Source organism: Levilactobacillus muriae (assembly GCF_045862015.1).
In the GTDB taxonomy this organism is placed as follows: Bacteria; Bacillota; Bacilli; order Lactobacillales; family Lactobacillaceae; genus Levilactobacillus; species Levilactobacillus muriae.
Genome location: NZ_BAAFRU010000003.1, coordinates 1 through 22,004 on the forward strand (window position 1 = coordinate 1; position 22,004 = coordinate 22,004).

Consider the following 22,004-nt stretch of genomic DNA (forward strand, 5'->3'; position numbering starts at 1 on the left):
ACACCGATGACTTACCGAAAACCTTGCGTAACAGTCATCGTTCCTGGGCCTTTTTCCAACTGGAAGCATTCCTAACGTATAAAGCGCAAGCGGTTCAGAGTATCGTCGTGAAGGTATCACCAGCATATACCTCACAGCGCTGTCCAAAGTGTAGGCTGATTGAGAAGACCAATCGCCATCATGATACGCATGAATATTGGTGTGGGCAGTGTCAGTATCGTTGTAATGATGACCGCTTGGGCGCAATGAATATTGAGATGCTTGGACAGGATTGGTTGAATGGCGTCAAACGACCAAAGATTCAAAAGCTAACAACTACCGGGTAAACCTGGTAGTTAAACGGGTAGCCGTCAATTACCCGACGATGTTGCCATTACGAGTAGGAGTGTCTAATAGGCATGTTGGACTACTGTGTTGTAAGACACGTGAGCGACAAGCCTCTGAATTCATTCAGGGGCAATTGACCTGAAATCAAGAGGCACAAAAGTTGTGGTGGGTGAACTTTTTGCTTGCATTCTTGGGAGAAATCAACTATTATCAATTATTGATACATTTTAAAATGGTAAGACAGTTTAAACGGCCCTAAAAGGTTAGGAAGCCCGTTGATTGTCATTGTATAGGAGGTGATTACCATGCTGAGTCGAACCAAAGAGTTTTTGCGGCAGAACGACTACCGTTATGAAAAATCGTATATTCGGCCGTTGATGGCGCCAGAGAGCGTCTACGTCTTCAAATTCGGAAAAGATTCGCTCAATAACCGGGTAATCATTCGTTATGGGCATACGTGGACCGGGCGTCAGCGAATTAACGAGATTGATTTGCGCCTGCATAAACAGAAGCATCCCCGCGTATTCCAAAATGAGGCGGATATGTTGGACTATCTCGAGACACGTCTTGCCCAGCGAAAGCAAAAAAGCGCTGACCACCCGTCGAAAACCGAGAAGGTCTAGGCGGCCGTCTTCGTCAATTTCTTAAATGTTTAGCGGTGAGCTGGTGACAAGGTTGTTGTCCCGGCTCTTTTTTTACATAGATTAAGGAGGAAATAATTCATGGAATGGACCGAAGTCAGTGTTTTAACCACCAACGAGGCCGTTGAAGCGGTCAGTAACATCTTACAGGAAGCTGGGGCCAGTGGCGTCAAAATCGATGACGCTGCCGACTACGCCAACTTAAAGGCTGGCAAGTTCGGTGAAATCGTGGACTTAAAGACGATTCCACATCGGACCACGGGGGCACTGATCACCGCGTACTATCCGGAGACTGTGTTTGTCCCCGAAATCTTGCCAACAATCAAGCAACGGGTCAACGAGCTTAGCCAATTTGGTCTCGACCCCAAGCCTGGGACGGTGACGACCAAGGCCGTTGATGATGTGAGCTGGGCAACTGCCTGGCAGAAATACTACCATCCAGTCCGCGTGACCCGTTATTTAACGGTTACGCCCAGCTGGGAGAACTATCAACCCGTCCAACCCGGTGAAAGCGTCATTCGTCTTGATCCTGGTATGGCCTTTGGAACCGGGACCCATCCCACGACACGGCTTTCAATGACCGCGCTGGAGATGGTCGTCCGTGGTGGCGAATCCATGTACGATGTGGGAACTGGCTCTGGCGTCCTGAGTATCGCGGCTAAATACATGGGGGTGAAAGATATCACTGCTTTTGATCTCGATGAAGTGGCCGTTCGTTCCGCCAAGACCAATCTGGATTTGAATCCAATCGCTAAGGATGTCGTGGCTAAGCCTAATGACTTATTGAAGGGCATTCATCGGCCAGTTAACTTGGTTGTGGCGAATATTTTAGCTGAAATCATCCTGCCGCTGGTGCCGCAGGCTTGGGAAAACTTGACCGACGGCGGTTACTTCCTGACTTCCGGGATCATTGCCGATAAGCTGGATGAAGTGGTCGCGGCGCAAGAAAAACAAGGCTTCATCGTTGATAACATCTTACAGATGAAGGACTGGCGCGGTGTGATTGCACACAAGCCAACGGAGGATGAATAGTCATGCAACGGTACTTCTTAGATGATAGTCATCAGTCCGGTGATCGTGTGGATTTACCCGACACAATTGCCCACCATTGGGTAACGGTTCTGCGTGCGGAGACTGGGGCAACCGCTGAATTCGTCGATGCACAGGCCCACCTCTTTCACGGCGACCTTATGCAGGTGACTGACGAAACGGCGACCGTGACGTTGACGGCTGTGTCCACACCTAAAGTGGAATTGCCAGTTCACGTGACGATTGCCTGTGGACTGCCTAAGCAGGAGAAAGCCGAGTGGATTACACAGAAATCCACTGAGCTAGGGGTCGACCGGATCATCTTTTTTGGCGGAGACTGGTCCGTTGCCAAGTGGCAGGGAAATAAAGTTGATAAAAAAATAAAACGACTCACTAAAATTGCTCATGGTGCGGCTGAACAATCTCATCGTTTACGACGACCGGTCGTGAGTTATGCCCAGAACTTAGCAGAGGTGCTTCAGGAGCCCGTAGACGTGAGCTTAATGGCGTATGAAGAATCAGCCAAGCAGGGTGAACAGAGTGCCTTAAACCAGCAACTGCAGGCCATTACGCCGGGTCAAAACCTGCTGGCCATCTTTGGCCCCGAGGGTGGCATCAGCCCAGCTGAAGTTGCCGCAGCGCAGGCCGCTCAAACGACGCTGGTTGGTTTGGGCCCGCGGATTTTACGAACGGAAACCGCGCCATTATACCTGCTTTCAGCCATTTCAATGGTACTGGAACTACAACAGCCGAGATGATTTAATGAAATCTCTGTGAAAACATGCTAAAATGGTTCCAATTATAAGAGAGAATGGGTGAACGCGGATGGCATTTTTGGAGAGAGTGGGTTGGCGTTATTGGGCTATCGGCCTGGTGATGGGTGTGATCGTTCCGGCAGTGATAAGTTGGCTGGGGATTAGTCCGGTCTGGCGCTTTGCGGGATTACTAGTCATCGTCAATGGTGGCCTTGCCGTGGCCGTGGGTCGACGCATCTATCGGCACACGCAGCCTGGCTGGTGGCTTGCCATATGGCCATTGGTCTACTTATTGGGGGCAATCTTATTCTTACCTCAGTACACGTGGTACTTCGCAGTGGTTTATCTGTGCCTGACTTATCTGGGCTATGGTTTAACGGAAACGAAGCAAGCAATCGAATCATAATTTATAACTAAGGGTGGTGGCGTCCAATATGACCAAAGAACGCGTCTGGACGGCTGAAGAAGTAATTGCCAGAGTCGGTAAATATATGAATGCGCAACACGTCGAGATGGTGGTTAAAGCCTGCCATTTTGCAACGGTTGCCCACAAGGACCAACATCGCCAATCTGGTGAACCCTACATTATGCACCCCATTCAAGTAGCGGGGATCCTAGCTGATCTTAATATGGATCCTGAGACGGTCTCTGCTGGATTCCTGCACGATATTGTGGAGGATACCGGTGTGTCATTGAGTGACGTGCGGGAACTTTTCGGTGACGACGTGGCTTTGATTGTGGACGGCGTGACGAAGCTGGGGAAGATTAAATACAAGTCTAACCGAGAACAACTGGCTGAAAATCACCGGAAGCTATTACTTGCGATGTCCAAGGATATCCGGGTCATGATTGTCAAACTGGCCGATCGCCTGCATAATATGCGGACGCTGCAGCATTTGCGGCCCGATAAGCAACGGCGAATCGCCAACGAAACACTGGAAATCTACGCACCGCTGGCCGATCGCTTGGGGATCAGTACCATTAAGTGGGAGCTGGAAGATATTTCGCTCCGTTACTTGAATCCCCAACAGTACTACCGGATCGTTCACCTGATGAATTCACGGCGGGACCAACGAGAACAGTACATTGCGGGGGCCATCAAGGTCATTCAGTCCTCTATTCAGGATTTGAAGCTTGACCCCGAAATCTATGGTCGGCCGAAGCATATCTACTCGGTCTACCGCAAGATGAAGGACCAACACAAGCAATTTAGCCAAATCTACGACCTGTTAGCTATCCGAGTCATCGTCGATACGATTAAGGATTGTTACGCCGTTCTAGGCGCCATCCACTCACAGTGGAAGCCAATGCCCGGCCGGTTTAAGGACTACATTGCGATGCCCAAGGCCAACATGTACCAATCACTGCATACCACGGTGATTGGTCCCGAAGGCAAGCCATTGGAAGTCCAGATTCGGACGAAGGAAATGCACGCGGTCGCTGAATATGGGGTTGCTGCGCACTGGGCTTACAAGGAAGGCGTCAAGGATAAGGTTCAAGAGTCCAATTCTGGAGATAAGCTCAACATCTTCAAGCATATTATTGAGTTGCAGGAAGATACTGATGATGCCTCCGACTTCATGGACAGTGTCAAAGGTGAGCTCTTTGGGGACCACGTTTATGCGTTTACTCCTAAGGGTGACGTGCTCGAACTGCCTAAAGGTGCTGGTCCATTGGACATGGCCTATGCCATTCACACCGAGGTTGGGCACCACACGACGGGAGCCACGATTAACGGCAAGATTGTTCCGTTGAACTACGAAATTAAGAACGGGGATATCGTTGACATTCGGACCTCCCCAAGTTCTGCTGGTCCCAGTCGTGACTGGCTCAAATTGGTTTCGACGCGGCGAGCGCGGAACAAGATTAAGCAGTTCTTCCGTCAGACGGATCGGGAACAAAACATTGTGGCGGGTCAGGATGCCGTGGAACGGACGATTCGCGAGCTGGGCTACGAACCGAAGGCCTTGATGAACAAGGAAAATCTAGAAAAGGTCACGGCTAAGATGCATTATCAACACGCCGATGACTTGCTAGCAGCTATTGGATTTGGCGACATTCAACCCCGTGGGGTGGCCAACCGACTGACCGAAGGCGTGCGCCAAGCCGAAGAGAACGAGCGTCAGCGCCAAGAAGAACGTGAGCTGCTGGAGGAACACCAAACCATTAAGAACGATCCGGACACTGACAAGAAGGATCGTAAGGGGAAGGATTCAGATGGCGTCGTGATCGAAGGGGTCGACAACCTGTTGATTCGGCTGAGTCACTGCTGTTCACCGGTACCCGGTGATGATATCGTGGGATACATCACCAAGGGCCGCGGGGTCTCCGTACACCGAAAGGATTGCCCAAACGTCAAGCAAGCTGAGAAAAATGGTGAGCGAATCGTGGCGGTTAGCTGGGGCGACATGGCCGGCGACAAGACGAACTACAACGCCGATATTGAAGTCCAGGGTTACAATCGCAATGGCTTACTGAACGACGTGTTGCGGACTATCAACAACAATACCAAGTACCTGACGTCCATCAATGGTAAGGTCGATCACAACCGTATGGCTGTCATCTCGGTCAGTGTTGGCACTAGAAACCAGTTTGAATTGCAACGGATTCTCGATAACATTAAAAATATTCCAGACGTCTACGTGGTTAAGCGTGCGTTTCATTAAAGAAAGAGTGAGGGAAAGGGCGGTTATCGACGTTAAGCAAAATCGGCCGTCCTTTTTTCACGTTTCGGCAAGGTTGCCTCAGAGCGATCGCAACCCAACCGATTGCAAACAGAAGGGCAGGTTCACATGCGAGTACTACTCCAAAAAGTTAGCGAAGCATCCGTCACTATCGACGGACAAGTCCACGGTGCCATTCAGCAGGGATTCTGTCTGTTAGTGGGTGCCCAGGACAGTGACACCAGTGAAGAGGTCGACTATCTCGTCCATAAGATCAGTAAATTACGGGTCTTTGAGGACGACGCGGGCAAGATGAACTTGAGCTTAGCCGATGTTGATGGACAGATTCTGTCCGTGTCACAATTCACGTTATATGCAAGTACCAAAAAGGGCAACCGCCCGAGTTTTACGGCGGCTGGGGAACCAATGCATGCGAAGGCGTTGTACGAGGAACTTAATACCAAGCTCGCCGCAGCAGGCATCAAAGTGGCAACGGGCGTCTTTGGCGCTGATATGCAGGTGGCGTTGGTCAATGACGGCCCGGTCACCATTTGGTTTGACACGGATCATAAATAAATAAGCGAAGCGAGTCTGGGCGGCAAGCGTCTAGGCTCGTTTTTTCGGGAGGTAGCAACATGCGTTACCAGCAAGTATTTTGGGATTTTGACGGGACTTTAGTCGATACGTATCCGGGGATGGTCAAGGCCTTTGGCGAGGCGTTGGTTGCCTGTGGCGTCAATGACTTTGAGATTGATAGTGAGGACATCTATCACGTGATGCGGCAACACAGCTTGGGAACGGCCTATCAACGCTTTACCGCAGAGTATCAGGTTGATCGTGAACGGTTAGCTAAAATCTATGAACAGTTAGCAGCGCCCCTACTGGATGACACGGTCGCCTTTCCTGGGGTAGCCGATTTGCTGGCGATGGTCGTGGCTAACGGTGGACGAAGCTTTTTGCTGACCCACCGCAACCGACGTTCTTTGGATCGGCTGAGGATTCTGCAATTAGACCAGTATTTCAGCGGATATGTGACTAAGGACGACGACTATCCACGGAAGCCAGACCCCACCAGCCTATTAGCACTTTGCCAGCAATATGATGTCGACCCACGTACGGCCATTATGGTTGGTGATCGCAATCTGGATGTGGCGGCCGGTCATCGTGCGGGCATGGCGGGGGCGTTGTTTGATCCAGAACATTTAATCGTAGATGAGAATCAACCGGAGATTCGGGTGACCCGCATGGCAGACTTGCAGGCTTGGATGACTGAAAAATAGACGCTTGAAGGACTGATAAAATGCTTATTGCCAGTTACAACCGGTTCAGCAAAAAGTGACGTGAACTTTCGTAGCTCGAGCGCTGCAAATAGGCAAATAACAGTGCATATGATCAGAACATAAATAGATCTAGTTGTATGATGAAATTGTTTACAACTTTGATTTTGGCATAGGCAAGAAGCTGACAATACGCTAATAGCAAATAAAAAACGCAGATTATCTCATTTGGGCAATCTGCGTTTTGAATGCAATTTAATTAGTGGGGGTTAGCCCCGTGCCAACGTCTGGTCAACGGCCTCGCCGTAAGTCTCACCGAAAAGGTTCAAGTGAGCCAGAAGGTAGTACAGTTGATAATGGGGTAAGCGTTCCGTGTAGCCGGCCGTTAGCGGATAGAGATCTTGATAGCCACGGTAGAAGTCGGCCGTGAAGCCCCCGAAGATGGTGGTCATGGCGAGATCGAATTCGCGGTCGCCGTAGAGAACATCCGGGTCAATCAATGTTGGCACGCCGTCAGCCGTAAATAGATAGTTGCCGGCCCAAAGATCGCCGTGCAACAGCGATGGCTGAATCTGCCGGTCTTGGTTCTCCATGATAATGGCCTGACGTACGCGATCGTATGCGGCCTGACGAGAGGGGGTCCATAAGTGATGCGCTTGGGCACGTTGCACGAGTGGATCGAGTCGTTGCCGTAAGTAGAATGTCGTCCAGTCATCTTGCCAGGTGTTATTCTTGGGCAACTTACTGACGAGATTACTGTCACCGAAGCCAAATTGTTTGGCAGTGACGTGGTGGACCCGGGCGATCGTTTGGCCCAAGTTGTACTGGCTCCCGTGACCAGTCTCTAGGAATTCCAGCACGAGATAGGCATCGTGACCAATTTCACCAGTGGCGATGACTTCTGGCACGTTAGCGGCCTGACTTAGGGCTTTTAAGCCGGCAACCTCGTGAGCGTAGAAACTAGTGGGTTTACCCGGCTGGACCAGGAGAAAGTATGGTCCTTCGGCCGTCTCCAGTTGAAAGGCTTCGTTGATGTCCCCACCAGAGACGGCGTGGGCGGTTTGAATCTGCGGTAACGGCAATTGATTTAGCCATTCCGACGTGAGTTGCATGATAAGATCTTCTTTCTAAGTTAAGTGACTAGGACTGGGAACTAAAGTAGGTGCTAAGCCCTTTGACGACGCGAGTCGCAACCTGCTTTTGATACGTGGTACTGTGAATGTATTTAAAGTCTTGTTTGGTATTGATGTAACCCATCTCTAATAGAAGGGATGGCCGACTATTGTCACGAATGACCTCGAAGTTACCGTACTTAATGCCGCGATTCGTTAAGGGCAAATCACCCATCTGATCGTTGATGTCTTCGGCTAGCCTGTAGGACGTGTTACGGTGATAGTAGTAAGTCGTTGTCCCGGAGGCTAGGTTATTGGTCGGAGATGAGTCAAAGTGAAAACTGATGAAGGCACTGGCCTGATTGGTATTCGCCAAAGCGGGTCGATCAGCAAGACTAACTGATTTATCGCTGTCGCGGGTCATGATCACGTGGGTACCACGCGCCCGGAGTTGTTTAGCAACTTGTTTAGCCATGGCTAAGGTGTAGGTCTTTTCATCGTGCTTCTGATCAATCGATAGGGCGCCGGAATCACTCCCTCCATGGCCAGGATCCAAGACGACCGTGGCTTCCGACAGGCTCGTAGCCTTTTTGAGGTTTCCGGGGTGATCAACCAGCCAACTGGCGACCCACCCAAAGTGATTCTGACTGTCGCGAACGTGATACCAATTGTTCTTTTCGCCCAAAATGGTCAGGCGACTGTTACGTTTGATTTTATAAGTTGTTTTATAGGTCAGGCCGGGACCGTTGCGCAGGTTAAGATTACTGACGGTGGCGGTAACGGAATTGTTGCGGGTGAAGCTGAAAAGCAGTCCCCCAGCAACCAAGAGGATAACCAGCGCGGTAATGATTCCCGGCCAGTTGCGTGGTTTAAAATGCATGCTGAATTCTCCTTCATCAAATTAGATTTCATTATACCACGAATGGTTTTCATAGCTCCTAAATTTCGTGAGGAGGTGCCTTGACTTTTCACGGTAGTTTCAGTAAGCTTAGGAAGAATAAAATAGATTGCCAATGAGAAAGATGAGTAGGAGAAAGCCCGTTAACTAGAGAGACTGCGTTGCTGGGAGCGGTCAACGGTGTGACTCTGAAGACACTTTTGAGGCTAATGGCGTTTGTCGTCATTCGTTTGCAACGTTATCCTGCAGAGAACTTTAAAAAGGTGGTACCGTGCATACCTGCGCCCTTGTCAATTGACAGGGGCGTTTTTTATGCTCTTATAGCTAATTTTCCACTAATGGGTTCATTGCAGGCGTAGAAAGGGAGAATGCTCATGCGTTATCAACGACCAAAGGGAACGGCCGACATTCTGCCAGGCGAGTCACAGACCTGGCAATTCGTCGAAGCCACCGCACGTCAGTTGTTTGCTAATTACCGCTTCGAAGAAATTCGGACACCAATGTTTGAAAACTTCGAAGTCTTTTCACGGACTTCCGGGGACACCTCCGACATCGTGACTAAGGAAATGTACGACTTCAAGGACAAGGGGGATCGTCACTTATCCTTGCGGCCAGAAGGGACTGCCGGTGTTGTCCGGGCCTTTGTTGAAAATAAACTTTATGGTCCAGAGACCAACAAGCCTTACAAGGTCTACTACATGGGCCCTATGTTCCGTTATGAACGGCCCCAATCTGGTCGTCAACGGCAATTCCATCAGATCGGGGTGGAAGCCTTTGGGAGTGATGCGCCTGAATTAGACGTCGAAGTCATTGCCTTGGGGATGAATCTGCTGGGCAAGTTGGGCTTAAAGCACCTACGCTTAGCTTTGAACACTCTGGGTGACAAGGAAAGCCGCGATGCTTACCGTCAAGCTCTGATCGACTTTTTGGAACCCCACTTCGATGAATTGAGTGACGATTCTAAGGTTCGACTGCATAAGAACCCACTGCGGGTCCTTGACAGTAAGGACAAGCACGACCAAGTTATCGTTGCCGATGCACCGTCCATCTTGGACTTCCTGACGCCTGACGCGACCGCCCATTTTGATCGGGTCAAGGCTAGTTTAGATGCTCTGGGTATTGCCTACGATGTCGATGCTACGATGGTTCGGGGGTTGGATTACTACAACCACACCATTTTTGAAATCATGGCCGACTCACCTGCACTGGGTGAAGGCTACACGACCGTTCTGGCCGGTGGTCGTTACAACGGCTTAGTTGAGGAACTCGGTGGTCCGGAAATGCCCGGCGTTGGTTTCGGCCTCGGTGTCGAACGTCTGATTCTGTTGATGCAGGCCGAAAAGGTTGCTATTCCAGACGACCATCCACTTGACGTTTACGTCGTGGGTATCGGCGATGAGACGTCCTTAGAAACGTTGAAACTGGTTCAGGCCATTCGTGCAGCTGGTCTGACCGCTGATCGTGACTACTTGGCCCGTAAGCCCAAGGCCCAATTCAAGACGGCCAACCGGTTGGCGGCCAAGTACACCTTAACCATTGGTAACCAAGAGTTAGCCAACCAAACGGCTAATTTAAAATCCATGGAGACTGGTGAAGAAGTCAGCGTGCCGTTAGCTGATGTTTACCAAGATTTCCAAAACGTTGTGAACACTAAGTTTACGGCAAAATAAGAGGGGATAAGCATGGAAAAGAATTTAAAACGCACCACATACGCCGGGTTAGTCAATGAAGACTACCTCGACCAAACCGTTGTCTTAAAGGGTTGGGTGCAGAAGCGTCGTGACTTAGGGAGCTTGATCTTCGTTGATCTTCGTGACCGCGAAGGCATCGTCCAATTGGTCTTCAGTGAAGAGGTTGATCAGGATGCCTTGGCTGTTGCTGACCAATTACGTAGTGAATACGTGATCGAGGTTCAAGGGAAAGTTGTGGCACGGGCACCTAAAGAAATCAACCCCGATATGCATACGGGTAAAGTTGAAGTCCGGGTTACCGGGATCAACCTGCTGAACAAGTCTAAGGAATTGCCATTTGAAATCAAGGATGACGTTAACGCCTCCGATGACTTACGGTTAAAGTACCGTTACCTGGACTTACGTCGGCCAGAAATGCAAAAGTCACTGTTGTTACGGAACCGGATCGTTCAGTCCGTTCACAGCTACTTTGACAAGAATGGCTTCATCGACATTGAAACGCCAGATTTGACTAAGTCGACGCCAGAAGGGGCCCGGGACTACCTAGTACCTTCACGGATTTATCCTGGTCACTTCTACGCCTTGCCACAATCCCCACAATTGTTCAAGCAATTGTTGATGGGTTCTGGCTTCGACCGTTACTACCAAATCGCCCGTTGTTTCCGTGACGAAGATTTGCGTGGGGACCGTCAACCCGAATTTACGCAGATTGACTTGGAAACATCCTTCTTAACGGCTGAAGAAATCCAAGACCTGACTGAAGGCCTGATTGCTAAGGTTATGAAGGATACCTTAAATGTTGACGTGAAATTACCATTCGAACGGATGGATTGGGATGACTCCATGGCTCGCTTTGGGACTGACCAACCAGATGTCCGCTTTGGTATGGAATTAAAGGACTTGTCCGACATCATGGCCAACACCGACTTCAAGGTGTTCTCCGGAGCCGTTGCTAACGGCGGTCAAGTCAAGGCTATCGCCGTTCCTGGTGGTGCTGATAAGTACAGCCGGAAGGATATCGACAAGTACGGTCAATACGTCGAACGATTTGGCGCCAAGGGCTTAGCTTGGATGAAGGTTACCGACGATGGCTTTAGCGGTCCAGTCGCGAAGTTCTTTAAGGAAGGCGACTGGTTCGCCCAAATTACCGAGAAGACCGGTGCTAAGAGTGGCGACCTCTTGCTGTTTGCTGCCGACTCCAAGCGTGTCGTTGCCCAAACCTTGGGTTACTTGCGGGTAGCCATTGCCAAGGAACAAGACATGATCGACCAGAACAAGTGGGCCTTCCTCTGGATCATCAACTGGCCACTCTTTGACTACGATGTTGACCTCGAACGTTGGGTACCTGCCCATCACCCATTCACGATGCCTGCTGAAGGGGATGCGCACTACTTGAACGATGGCGAAGACCCACACAAGGCTTACGCACAGAGTTACGACATCATCCTGAACGGTTTGGAATTAGGTGGGGGCTCAATCCGGATCCACACTCGTGAACTGCAAATGAAGATGCTCAAGGCCTTGGGCTTCACGCCTGAACGTGCCGAAAAGCAATTTGGCTTCCTCCTGAAAGCCTTAGATTACGGGTTCCCGCCTCATGGTGGTCTGGCCATCGGGTTGGATCGTTTCGCCCGGTTGCTGGCTAAGCGTGATAACATTCGCGATGTGATTGCCTTCCCTAAGAACTCGAAGGCCACGGAACCAATGACCGAAGCGCCATCGACAGTTGCGGACAAGCAATTGCTTGATTTGGACTTGTTGATCGCTAAAAAAGAAGAGTCAGATTCAGACGAAGACTAGCTTTGTCTGGTGAAACGTCAGCCGTACTTGTGGCTGGCGTTTTTTCGTTTACTGAAGATCTGTGATGGGTGCCCCCCGTCGCCTGTAGCTGCCAAGATTCCACCTGCCGCGTCCCGGCTCCGGTAAGGCGTAATCCAAGGTCAATACTGTGACGAAAGGTAAGTAGCCCTTGACGCCGTCGACGAAAAGCCGTTTAATTGAATCATTAGAAAATGGAGTGATTATGATGAGTGAGAGAATTGAAACTGCAACGTTTGCTGGTGGCTGTTTCTGGTGCATGGTTCGACCGTTTGACACCTTCCCAGGTATTATAAAGGTCCTGTCTGGCTACACTGGGGGAACCGTGACTAATCCTACATATGAGCAGGTTAAGAGCCAAACAACCGGGCACACAGAGGCCGTTAAAATTTGGTTTGATCCTGGCAAGGTGACTTACCACCAGTTAGTTGATTTGTACTGGCAACAAACTGATCCCACGGACGATGCTGGTCAATTTCAGGATCGCGGCAGCAATTATCGCCCCGTAATCTTCGTGAATAGCGCAGAGCAGGCGGCAACTGCAGTGGCATCGAAGACGGCCTTGCAAGACCGTGAACAGTTTGAGAAGCCTATTGTGACAAAGATTCAAGTCGTGCAACCCTTCTTTGTGGCTGAGAAACGGCATCAACAGTTTTACAAGAAGAATGCCGAACGTTTCGAACAAGAAGAGGCTGGGGGTCGGGCTGAATTTATCCAACAGCACTGGCAGAATCATTAGAACTCGCTAAAAGATACGCGGGAACGTGGCCGTAGCGGGGGATAAATGCTATACTAAGCCGAGCATAGTATGAAATATGACAAAAGAGTAAGCGAGGTTGGTATTTAAATCATGGATGATGTGCAACAGTTGTTAAAACGGCATACCTATACGGCAAAGTTCTCCGTGGCGTTCTTCTACGGGGTCTTGGTGTCGATTGCGGTGAACTTCTTCTGGACACCGGGGCATATTTATTCCTCCGGTGTGACCGGGTTAGCACAGTTGGTCAACAGTTTGACGGCAGGGTTGGGAACGTTTCATATCTCCACGGCTCTGGGGCTGTTTCTGATTAACATTCCCATGTTTGTCCTAGCTTGGAAACAAATTGGTAAGTCTTTTACGGTTTTTACGTTCATTTGTGTCCTATTCGCGTCCATTATGATTCGGTTTATCCAACCCGTTCATTTGACCAGTGACCCGATTATCTGTGCGATTTTCGGGGGTGCAGTCAACGGTTTCGGGACGGGGTTTGCCTTGAAGAATGGGATCTCTACCGGTGGGTTGGATATTATTGGAATCGTGCTGCGGCGTAAAACTGGCCGGAGCATGGGAACCATTAACATTGCCTTTAACAGTTTGATTGTAGTGAGTGCTGGATTCGTCTATGGCTGGCCATATGCGCTGTATTCCGCGCTGGGTTTGTTCGTGAACGCTAAGGTCATCGACATGACGTTTACCCGCCAACAACGGATGCAGGTCATGGTGATCACCGACCGGCCTAAGACGGTCATCGACAGTATTCAGAACCATATGCGCCGGGGAATTACCATCGTCCACGGTGCTGAGGGGGCCTACCGCCACGATGAAAAAACGATTCTGTTCACGGTCATTACACGTTATGAAATGGATGAGTTGGAAGTCGCCATGGAAGAGGCCGATCCACACGCCTTTGTCAGCATCTCCGATACGGTGAAGGTGTTGGGTCACTTCTACGAGCCGAAATGGTAAACTGATACAGCGATGAAGGGTAGCCTTCGCCGCTGTATTTTTTAGCAATTCCCCCTTTACTTACTACTAATGTAATTTTTCCGGAATTTGTCTCATGAATTTTGTCAATAATTATTTAAAAGTCGGTTTAACTCATGAGTCATTATGGAGTAGAGAACATGTCTTTAAAGAGGAATGAGCGGGAAGATGACGGCATTTTTCACTAGTTTGCACGCTGAGTTTTCAGCGGATTTTCATGGTGTTTCTTAAAGGTTCTTAAATTTATCTAGGTTCCACCCAGAGATGTGGTATAATTCTCGGTGTTATGGACAGCGAAAATAAGTGATATTGGTGATAGCGTGAAAGATATTTATTTAGGGTTAATCCGACTGATGTCGCTCTTGTGTGGTGGCCGCCGGCAGCGTAACTTTGTTTACCTGATGAGTTTTGGCGACAACCTCGCGTTTATTCGTGCCTTGGCACAAGCGTCACCGGTCGATCGACCGTTAGTTGTGTTTTACCGACCGCAACAGGAACGGGCGGCGCAGCGTTTGGCGCGGTCCGGGATTGATGTGCGGCCGTTTCGTGATGATCTGGCCTTTGTCTTGACGGGCATTCCCCAGATCATGCGTGCACGGGTCTTGTTTTGTGACAACTACTACGCGTTTCTCGGTGGCTTGCATCATCCCAAACGGATGCGAATCGTGCAAGTCTGGCATGCGGCGGGAGCTATCAAGCGTTTTGGTTGGGACGATCCGACCACGGCGCAGCGTTCAGCCAGTGATCAACGCCGTTTCCAAGCGGTCTACGATCACTTTGACGAATACGTTGTTGGTTCACCGGCCATGGCGCGAGTCTTCGCTAGAAGTTATCGGGTGCCGATCGACCGAATGCAAGTCTTAGGTTATCCACGATCGGACCGATATTCAGATCCGAAGTGGCAGCAGTTGTCGCGTGAGGCGGTTGCTGAGACAGCACCGGAATTGGTGGACCACCGGGTCATCTTGTACGCCCCGACCTACCGTGAAGGTGTGGCCTTTACGCCACCGGCTGGGTTGGCAGCGGCGTTGACCGCTGATCCCGATGCCAAGGTGGTCGTGAAGATTCATCCGGCATTGAAAGCGAGTGCCCAGCAGTTGCAGGCACAGTTGGGACAGCAAGTCGTGGTGACCGAAAATCTCAGTACCACGGATCTGTTGAATGTCGCGGAAACAGTCATCACGGATTATTCGTCGGTGGCCTTCGACTACAGTCTGGTGCCAAACGCGCACAGCCTGTTATTCTTCCTGTTCGATCTGGACGACTACCGGCAAGATCCCGGTGTTCAACCGGACTTGGAAGATTGGTTGCCCGGAACGGTTATCAAGACGACCGAGCAGTTGGCAGTAGCAATTAAAGCCGACGCGCCGACCGATTTAGCCCAGTTTAACCAACGGTGGAATTCCGCCAACGATGGGGCGGCCACCCAGCGGGTCGTCGACCGTTATGCTGCGTTGCTAGAGTAGCACCAGCGATTAAAATTTAAAGGAGTGCAGTGCCTTGAAAGAGGTCATGACCTTATTCAAAGAACAGGTCTCGAGTCTCGGAATCATTTTTCGGATTTCGCGCTACGAAGATCAAGCAAGTTATCAAAGTCATTACTTAGGTTTAATGTGGGAGTACTTATATCCGTTGATTCAAATCGGTATTTACTGGTTAGTCTTCGGTGTGGGTCTGAAACACGGCCAACCCATCAGTGGGGTCGGTTATCTGCCATGGATGGTCATTGGGATTTCGCCTTGGTTCTTCATGAACCGGGCCACGTTGGATGGCTCCAAGAGTATCTACCAACGGGTCAACATGGTGGCCAAGATGAAGTTCCCCGTGTCCGCACTGCCAACGATTAAGATCGTCAGCAACCTGAGTTCCTTCTGGACCATGATGGTCTTCACGATCTTTATCGGCCTGTTGAACGGGGTTTACCCTAAGGTGGCCTGGTTCCAATGGATCTACTACTTCTTCGCCATGATTTGTTTACTCGTGGCTCTAGGAATCTTCAACTCATGTATCAGTGTGCTGGTGCGGGACTACCATATCCTCTTACAGTCTCTGATGCGGATGCTGTTCTACGTGTCCGGCGTGCTGTTTAACTTCGTGACGCCATCATTTCCAACACCGTTCATTCACTTACTCGAACTCAACCCGTACTACTACATTGTTGCGGGCTTCCGGGAATCCTTCTTGGGGACCGGTTGGTTCTGGGATAAGCCAATGTTAACGTTGGAATTCTGGCTATTCGTGTTCTTCCTGTTGCTGGTGGGTTCTCACTTGCACTACAAGTTCCGGTCACGTTTTGTTGATTTAATCTAATTGAAAGGAGCAACCTCAAATGGCGAACGGTTTCCAAAAAATCACGCAGTCATTGAAGCTAGTTGCTCGCTATGGGCTCATCGTGCTGAACGATGGGCTTATTTGTTTACCCATTAAACGGCGACTAGTGATGTTTGAAAGTTTCAACGGTAAGGACGTCAACGACAATCCGGCGGCCATCTACCGGGCATTGGTGGCGGCGGACCCACGTTACCGAGAGACGGCGTACTTTAGCGTCAAACCCCGTGAATATGCGGCGTTGAAACGTAAGTATCCGGGAATCCAACTGATCAAGCGTTTTACACCCAAGTGGGTCTGGCTGATGGCTCGAGCGGAGTACTGGGTTTTAAATTCCCGCTTACCCAATTGGTGGCATGCTAACCGCCACACGCGGACCATTCAGACTTGGCACGGGACACCCCTGAAGAAGCTTGGTGCCGACATTGCGCACGTGGCGATTCCGGGGACCAGCACGGCTGACTATCACCAGCAGTTTGTGACGGCCTCGTCACGCTGGGATTATCTGATTGCGCCGAACCAGTATTCGCGCGACATTTTCAAACGTGCCTTTGGATACCGGGGGCACTTCCTGACGATTGGCTATCCTCGAAACGATGTCCTCTATACGGATAATCAGCCAGATAAGGTAGCAGCCCTGCGTCAACACTTGCTGGGCAAGGTCACTGGTCCAGTCGTGACTTACGCACCGACTTGGCGGGATGACATGGCTGTGCGACCGGGTGTATACCGTTTTGACTTGCCGTTTGATTTAGGTGAGTTCTTCCGGCATGTGCCGACGGGGACGCACCTGATTATTCGGCCACATTATCTGGTTAAGGACGCCGTAGATATCCGTGGGTATGAAGACCGCGTGACGGTGTTGGCCGATACCGACATCGCCGAACTCTATTTGATTACGGATCTACTAATTACGGACTATTCTTCGGTGATGTTTGACTTTGCCAACTTAAAACGACCACAATTATTCTTTGCTTACGATCTGGAACACTACCGCGACCAACTCCGCGGATTCTATTTCGATTATCAAAAGGAAATTCCGGGACCGCTCGTCACGACGGCCGTAGCTTTCTATACACAACTTGATGGTTGGCGTGAACAAGGAAGCTTTCCAGCATATCAAGCTCAGCAGGACGCCTTTTACCAGAAGTTCTGTGATTGGGAAGATGGCACGGCTAGTCAAAAGGTGGCCAGTCTGATCATTAGTGGAAAGGATGAGTTGTAATGGCAGAATTGTTAATTGGCTCACACGTTAGTATGAAGGGAAAGGCCATGTTCCTGGGATCAGCGCAGGAGGCCGCCCAATATGGTGAAAATGTCTTCATGATCTATACCGGTGCACCGCAGAACACCCGCCGCAAGCCAATCGATGAGCTGAACATTCCAGCAGGCAGGCAATTCATGGTTGACCATAATCAACGGGCTGTGGTGATCCATGCGCCTTACGTGGTTAATTTAGGAAATACGACCAAACCGCAAAATTATGCCTTTGCCGTGGAATTCCTGACCAATGAGGTGAAACGGGCGGCGGCTCTCGGCGCCACGCAGATTGTCTTGCATCCCGGGGCTCATGTAGGTGCTGGTCCGGATGCGGCGATTGGCCAGATTGCCAAGGGACTCGATGAAATCTTGGCTGCAGCCGATGAACCCGTGCAGATTGCCTTGGAAACGATGGCAGGCAAGGGGACAGAAGTCGGTCGAACCTTTGAAGAGCTAGCGGCCATCATGGATGCAACGGCGGCTAATGACCGGCTGTCGGTCTGCTTTGATACCTGTCATACCAGTGACGCCGGTTACGCTATCGCCACGGATTTTGACGGCGTACTCAACGAATTTGACCACGTCATTGGCGTCGATAAACTCAAGGTGATTCACCTGAATGATTCCAAGAATCCACAGGGAAGTCACAAGGACCGTCACACCAATATTGGCTTGGGAACATTGGGGTTTGACGTGTTGAACAGCGTCGCACACCATCCCCAATTAACGGCGGTACCGAAGATTATGGAAACACCCGTGATTGGGCCGGACCGCAAACATGGGGTCAATCCTCATGGCTACGAAGTCGCTATGCTCCAGCATCAACGATTCAATCCAAACTTAGAAGCCGATGTGTTGGCGGGGAAACCGGTCGACGCATATTTGACTGAAAACTAACCAAAATGGATCTAAGGGTTGAAGGTTCCAGAACACCTAGGAATTTCTGGTTAACAATGCTTTTTGATGTTAAGTTAGTCGAAGATTACCACCTGCGGCTGCCAGAAATTCCGGCTACTGTGGGGACCGCCTGCGGCCTGAGAAGCGGTCCTCCGGCTCGGTTTGAAGCCTACCAAAGGCGGCAGTCTCCAAACACGTCCCACGCTGTAAGCTGGTTCCCAGCTAACACCGTCGACACAGCTACCTACATCTCTGGCCGCCTCCGGTTATGATTTGTTCTTTAACCTGACATTGTGGTGACAATCGCTGAACTGACAACGTTAGTCCACGATAGTTGGTCACTGTCTACGTAGACGTTCCAGCCCAAATTTGGTGAGCGGTAAACTGGCTGTTTTAGACAATGTAGCTACCATCAGGACACTATTCCTACTGTGCAGCGGGTTATGCCAATATTTCATCTTTCGACCTGTAGTAGATAATAAAATGGTTCACGTCGCCTCGATAATTGAGGTGGCGTGGACCATTTACTTTGTGCCGTGAAGGCTGGCAGAATCAACTTAGTCGGTCAATGAGTGGGGAATCAAATCATAATCCACACTCTCCATAATCAGTGTGGCGGTCTCTTCAATCGATTTGTTTGAGACATCGATCACGAGGCAACCGATTTTTTTATAAATTTTTTGCGCGTAGTCCAGTTCTTCACTGATTTTCTTAGTATCGGAATAGGCGCTGTCGGCCGGTAGACCGTAAGATAGCATCCGCTCCTGTCGAATCCTACGTAAGGATTCCGGCTTGTTGGTCAGGCCGAAGATCCGCTTGGGATCGACCTGCCACAGCTCGTCTGGTAGTTGCGTGGTGGGGCCTAGCGGCAGGTTAGCGACCCGTAAGTTTCGGTTGGCAAGGAAGAGGGACAGTGGGGTCTTGGAGGTCCGTGAGACCCCAAGAATCACGATGTCCGCCTTGAGTAGGCCGGTCGGGTCCTTCCCATCGTCATAGGTGACGGCGAATTCCATGGCGGCAATCCGGTCGAAGTAGGTGTCGTTGAGGTTGTGAACCAGACCGGGCACGCCTTCGGGGGTTAAGCCCGTAGCACTTTGCATGACGGCCATGGCGGGCTGAATGCAGTCGAACTGCTGGAGCTGGTTAGTGGTCGCAAATTCTCTGACCTTTTTACTCAGCTTGGCGTTGACCAGTGTATGGAAGATCATCGCTCGCTGTTTCTTGGCGAGGTTGAGAATCCCGTCGAGAATCGAATCGGTTTGAATAAAGGGAAACCGTTGGTAGCTGGCTTGCACGGTGGGAAACTGAGACACCGCCGTTTGTGCAACGGTCAGCGCTGTTTCTCCGGAAGAATCAGAAATGATAAAGATGGTAATCTGCGGCATAGCGAGCAACTCCTCTGCGTTTTTGTCTTGGTGATTACCCCTAGTTTACCCCGTCCGTTAAAACGGTTCAAATTTTATTGTCTTGCGTTATTGACGCGGTTTGGATGATTATGTATAATAGTTAAGAACCGTTACGCCGGTGGTAAAAAACTAACCGGCGTTATTACTTGTGCTCGGAGGGAGGGAATTTTATATGGCAAAGACAGTCGTTCGTAAAAACGAGTCTTTTGACGACGCTCTTCGGCGCTTCAAACGTACGGTTTCCCGTAGCGGTACTTTACAAGAATACCGTAAACGTGAATTTTACGAAAAACCAAGTGTGAAGAAAAAGTTAAAATCAGAAGCTGCGCGTAAGCGTAAAGCCAAGAAGAAGCGTTTCTAAGCTCTTTTTGCAATTTAATTCAAAAACCGCTGACCTTAATTGGTTAGCGGTTTTTTGTATCGGTTACGTAACTAGTGATGGCGGTAAGAGTAACAATTATTTTAAGATTAATTTGAAGCTAACGTAGATTAGTTAACCAAAACGACCTTCCCAATCATTCGGTTGGCTTCCACTAAGGTGTGGGCGGCCCGGAGATTGGCGGCATTGATCGGCGTAAATGTTTTGGTCAGCGTAGTGGTGAGTTGGCCATCGTCCAGCAGCTGTCGAATACGTTCCAACGTTTCATGTTGCGTGATCATATCCGGCGTTTCGAAGAAAGACTTGGTGTACATCCATTCCCAGGCGAAGGTGGCGCGCTTTTGCTTTAAGGCACGTAGGTCAATTGGTTGGTCATTACCAGTGATGGAGACGATGTGACCACTGGGGGCGATGAGCGCGACAATCTCAGCCCAGTGTTGATTGAGATTGCTGAGTTCGAGAATGTAATCAACCGTGGCGTAACCTAGCGCGTGGACTTCATCAACGAGGTTCTTACGATGATTGACGACGGCATCCGCGCCATGGGCCTTAGTCCAGGCAATGGTTTCCGGACGTGAAGCTGTAGCAATTACAGTTAGACCGGCCAAGTGGGCGAGCTGTGTGGCTGTTGAGCCAACGCCACCGGCACCGTTGATGATCAATACGGTCTTGCCAGCGTTGTTATGGGGATGATCAAAGTCGATGGGCATCTGTTCGAAGAGGGCTTCCCACGCCGTCAGTGAGGTCAGAGGCATGGCTGCGGCCTCTGCAGGACTCAGCAAAGTGGGTGCGTGGCCCACGATACGTTCATCTACGAGGTGATATTCGCTATCTGTTCCAGCACGTTTGAAGGAGCCGGCATAGAAGACTTGGTCACCGGGTTGAAAGAGGCTAACCGCGTCGCCAATTGCGTCGACGATGCCGTAAGCATCCCAACCGATCACCTTGGGTGTGGCGAGGACGCCCGGTGTTCCACGCCGTACACCTGTATCCACGGGATTGACCGAGGTGGCTTGGACCTTTACCAAAATATCGTGACCCGTTGGCGTTGGCTTAGGTGTGAAGAATTCAAAGAAACTTTTTTCATTCGCAATCGGCAAATTCTGAGTGAAGCCGATGGCCCGCATGTCTGACATGGCAAAACTTCCCTTCGTAATTGTGATTCAGTGCTAGCGTAAGTCATCGGCCGGTGAAAAACAATCCTGAATTTTAAGGTAGTCGTTACCTCGCGCGACAACAATTGCGGCGCCGTGTTGCCAGGTGAACCAGATGTTATGAAAATAGACGACTAACCTGGATGCTTACTGACATGTGTTGTGAGTGACCTGACTTGTTTTCTAGTGGCTTCGGCGTAGAATGAAAGCACAAGAGTGGGGAGGGTGAGGCACGTGAAGTATTGTGCTGATAGTTGTCAGGTTGAGGATACGTTACAGTTTGTGGCAGGAAAATGGAAGAGTGTGATTCTTTACCGCCTATTTCAGGAACAAGTGGGCCGCTTCAGTGACTTTAAGCGGTGGCTACCACGGATTTTGACGCGAGTCTTGGAGCGCCAGCTAAATGAGCTGGTTGCAGATGGCTTGCTAGAGAAACGGGTTTACGTTGCTGTTCAGCCACAGACAGAGTACCGTCTAACGGTTTTGGGTCAGTCTTTGTGGCCGGTGATTTCGGCGATGGAAAAGTGGGGGCAGTATTACCATCAGCAGCGAGCCGCGGTAACTTCAGCTGACGCATCCATTAAATAGGTGTAAACTAGACTATAATTATGATTTTTTAGGAGGA

At 50.2% G+C, this 22,004-nt stretch carries 22 protein-coding genes; 18 read left to right on the top strand and 4 right to left on the bottom strand.

The genetic code is table 11. The features are described from left to right. The 8 genes from ACKTSF_RS02205 to ACKTSF_RS02240 form a co-directional block, all read left to right on the top strand. A partial coding sequence (locus ACKTSF_RS02205; protein ID WP_407886223.1) for a zinc ribbon domain-containing protein occupies positions 1-326 on the top strand: 326 nt, incomplete at its 5' end. Between the two features lie 306 nt (positions 327-632). Beyond that, on the top strand, positions 633-950 hold the full coding sequence (locus ACKTSF_RS02210) for a hypothetical protein (protein ID WP_407886225.1): 318 nt from the start codon (positions 633-635) through the stop codon (positions 948-950). A 99-nt stretch (positions 951-1,049) separates the two neighbouring features. Beyond that, positions 1,050-2,000: a 50S ribosomal protein L11 methyltransferase gene (gene prmA / locus ACKTSF_RS02215; protein WP_407886227.1), complete on the top strand. Its 951-nt coding sequence runs from the start codon at positions 1,050-1,052 to the stop codon at positions 1,998-2,000. A gap of 2 nt (positions 2,001-2,002) precedes the next feature. Beyond that, positions 2,003-2,755, top strand: a complete 753-nt coding sequence (locus tag ACKTSF_RS02220) for a 16S rRNA (uracil(1498)-N(3))-methyltransferase (RefSeq protein WP_407886229.1) — start codon at positions 2,003-2,005, stop codon at positions 2,753-2,755. Positions 2,756-2,822: 67 nt separating this feature from the next. After that, positions 2,823-3,158 carry a hypothetical protein gene (locus ACKTSF_RS02225; protein ID WP_407886231.1) on the top strand — a complete coding sequence of 112 codons (336 nt, stop codon included), beginning with the start codon at positions 2,823-2,825 and terminating at the stop codon, positions 3,156-3,158. A 28-nt stretch (positions 3,159-3,186) separates the two neighbouring features. Further along, the gene (locus tag ACKTSF_RS02230) at positions 3,187-5,418 is read left to right on the top strand and encodes a RelA/SpoT family protein (protein WP_407886233.1); all 2,232 of its coding nucleotides are present in this window, start codon (positions 3,187-3,189) and stop codon (positions 5,416-5,418) included. A gap of 126 nt (positions 5,419-5,544) precedes the next feature. Further along, the gene (gene dtd, locus ACKTSF_RS02235) at positions 5,545-5,991 is read left to right on the top strand and encodes a D-aminoacyl-tRNA deacylase (protein WP_407886234.1); all 447 of its coding nucleotides are present in this window, start codon (positions 5,545-5,547) and stop codon (positions 5,989-5,991) included. A gap of 59 nt (positions 5,992-6,050) precedes the next feature. Further along, positions 6,051-6,695, top strand: coding sequence for an HAD-IA family hydrolase (locus tag ACKTSF_RS02240; protein ID WP_407886236.1), 645 nt, complete (start codon positions 6,051-6,053; stop codon positions 6,693-6,695). A 266-nt stretch (positions 6,696-6,961) separates the two neighbouring features. On the opposite strand, the gene ACKTSF_RS02245 is transcribed toward ACKTSF_RS02240, so the two are convergent. Beyond that, positions 6,962-7,804, bottom strand: a complete 843-nt coding sequence (locus ACKTSF_RS02245) for a fructosamine kinase family protein (protein WP_407886238.1) — start codon at positions 7,802-7,804, stop codon at positions 6,962-6,964. 28 nt (positions 7,805-7,832) lie between these two features. Continuing rightward, positions 7,833-8,684 (bottom strand): N-acetylmuramoyl-L-alanine amidase family protein, encoded by an 852-nt coding sequence (locus ACKTSF_RS02250; protein WP_407886240.1) that lies wholly within the window; start codon positions 8,682-8,684, stop codon positions 7,833-7,835. 392 nt (positions 8,685-9,076) lie between these two features. On the opposite strand from ACKTSF_RS02250, the gene hisS reads away from it, so the two are divergent. From hisS to ACKTSF_RS02290, 8 genes are all read left to right on the top strand, one after another. After that, positions 9,077-10,372 (top strand): histidine--tRNA ligase, encoded by a 1,296-nt coding sequence (gene hisS, locus ACKTSF_RS02255; protein WP_407886242.1) that lies wholly within the window; start codon positions 9,077-9,079, stop codon positions 10,370-10,372. Between the two features lie 12 nt (positions 10,373-10,384). Then, positions 10,385-12,193, top strand: a complete 1,809-nt coding sequence (gene aspS / locus ACKTSF_RS02260; RefSeq protein WP_407886244.1) for an aspartate--tRNA ligase — start codon at positions 10,385-10,387, stop codon at positions 12,191-12,193. A 226-nt stretch (positions 12,194-12,419) separates the two neighbouring features. Next, a complete protein-coding gene (gene msrA, locus ACKTSF_RS02265; RefSeq protein ID WP_407886246.1) occupies positions 12,420-12,950 on the top strand; it encodes a peptide-methionine (S)-S-oxide reductase MsrA in 531 nt (176 codons plus the stop codon). A gap of 111 nt (positions 12,951-13,061) precedes the next feature. Next, on the top strand, positions 13,062-13,937 hold the full coding sequence (locus tag ACKTSF_RS02270; RefSeq protein WP_407886248.1) for a YitT family protein: 876 nt from the start codon (positions 13,062-13,064) through the stop codon (positions 13,935-13,937). A gap of 371 nt (positions 13,938-14,308) precedes the next feature. After that, positions 14,309-15,421: a CDP-glycerol glycerophosphotransferase family protein gene (locus ACKTSF_RS02275; protein ID WP_407886572.1), complete on the top strand. Its 1,113-nt coding sequence runs from the start codon at positions 14,309-14,311 to the stop codon at positions 15,419-15,421. A gap of 34 nt (positions 15,422-15,455) precedes the next feature. After that, entirely contained in the window at positions 15,456-16,265 is an 810-nt protein-coding gene (locus ACKTSF_RS02280) for an ABC transporter permease (protein WP_020088537.1), read from the top strand. Positions 16,266-16,284: 19 nt separating this feature from the next. Next, the gene (locus ACKTSF_RS02285) at positions 16,285-17,508 is read left to right on the top strand and encodes a CDP-glycerol glycerophosphotransferase family protein (RefSeq protein WP_407886250.1); all 1,224 of its coding nucleotides are present in this window, start codon (positions 16,285-16,287) and stop codon (positions 17,506-17,508) included. Beyond that, entirely contained in the window at positions 17,508-18,440 is a 933-nt protein-coding gene (locus ACKTSF_RS02290; RefSeq protein WP_407886252.1) for a deoxyribonuclease IV, read from the top strand. The genes ACKTSF_RS02285 and ACKTSF_RS02290 overlap by 1 nt, the downstream gene beginning before the upstream one ends. A gap of 557 nt (positions 18,441-18,997) precedes the next feature. On the opposite strand, the gene ACKTSF_RS02295 is transcribed toward ACKTSF_RS02290, so the two are convergent. Beyond that, positions 18,998-19,825, bottom strand: coding sequence for a pyruvate, water dikinase regulatory protein (locus tag ACKTSF_RS02295; RefSeq protein WP_407886253.1), 828 nt, complete (start codon positions 19,823-19,825; stop codon positions 18,998-19,000). Between the two features lie 193 nt (positions 19,826-20,018). Here ACKTSF_RS02295 and rpsU point away from each other — a divergent pair, with 193 nt between their 5' ends. Beyond that, entirely contained in the window at positions 20,019-20,207 is a 189-nt protein-coding gene (rpsU, locus tag ACKTSF_RS02300) for a 30S ribosomal protein S21 (RefSeq protein ID WP_011667518.1), read from the top strand. 128 nt (positions 20,208-20,335) lie between these two features. Here rpsU and ACKTSF_RS02305 read toward each other — a convergent pair whose 3' ends face one another. Continuing rightward, positions 20,336-21,352, bottom strand: coding sequence for a zinc-binding alcohol dehydrogenase family protein (locus ACKTSF_RS02305; RefSeq protein WP_407886574.1), 1,017 nt, complete (start codon positions 21,350-21,352; stop codon positions 20,336-20,338). Between the two features lie 261 nt (positions 21,353-21,613). On the opposite strand from ACKTSF_RS02305, the gene ACKTSF_RS02310 reads away from it, so the two are divergent. Beyond that, positions 21,614-21,967 carry a winged helix-turn-helix transcriptional regulator gene (locus ACKTSF_RS02310; protein WP_407886255.1) on the top strand — a complete coding sequence of 118 codons (354 nt, stop codon included), beginning with the start codon at positions 21,614-21,616 and terminating at the stop codon, positions 21,965-21,967. The last annotated feature ends 37 nt before the right edge of the window (positions 21,968-22,004 follow it).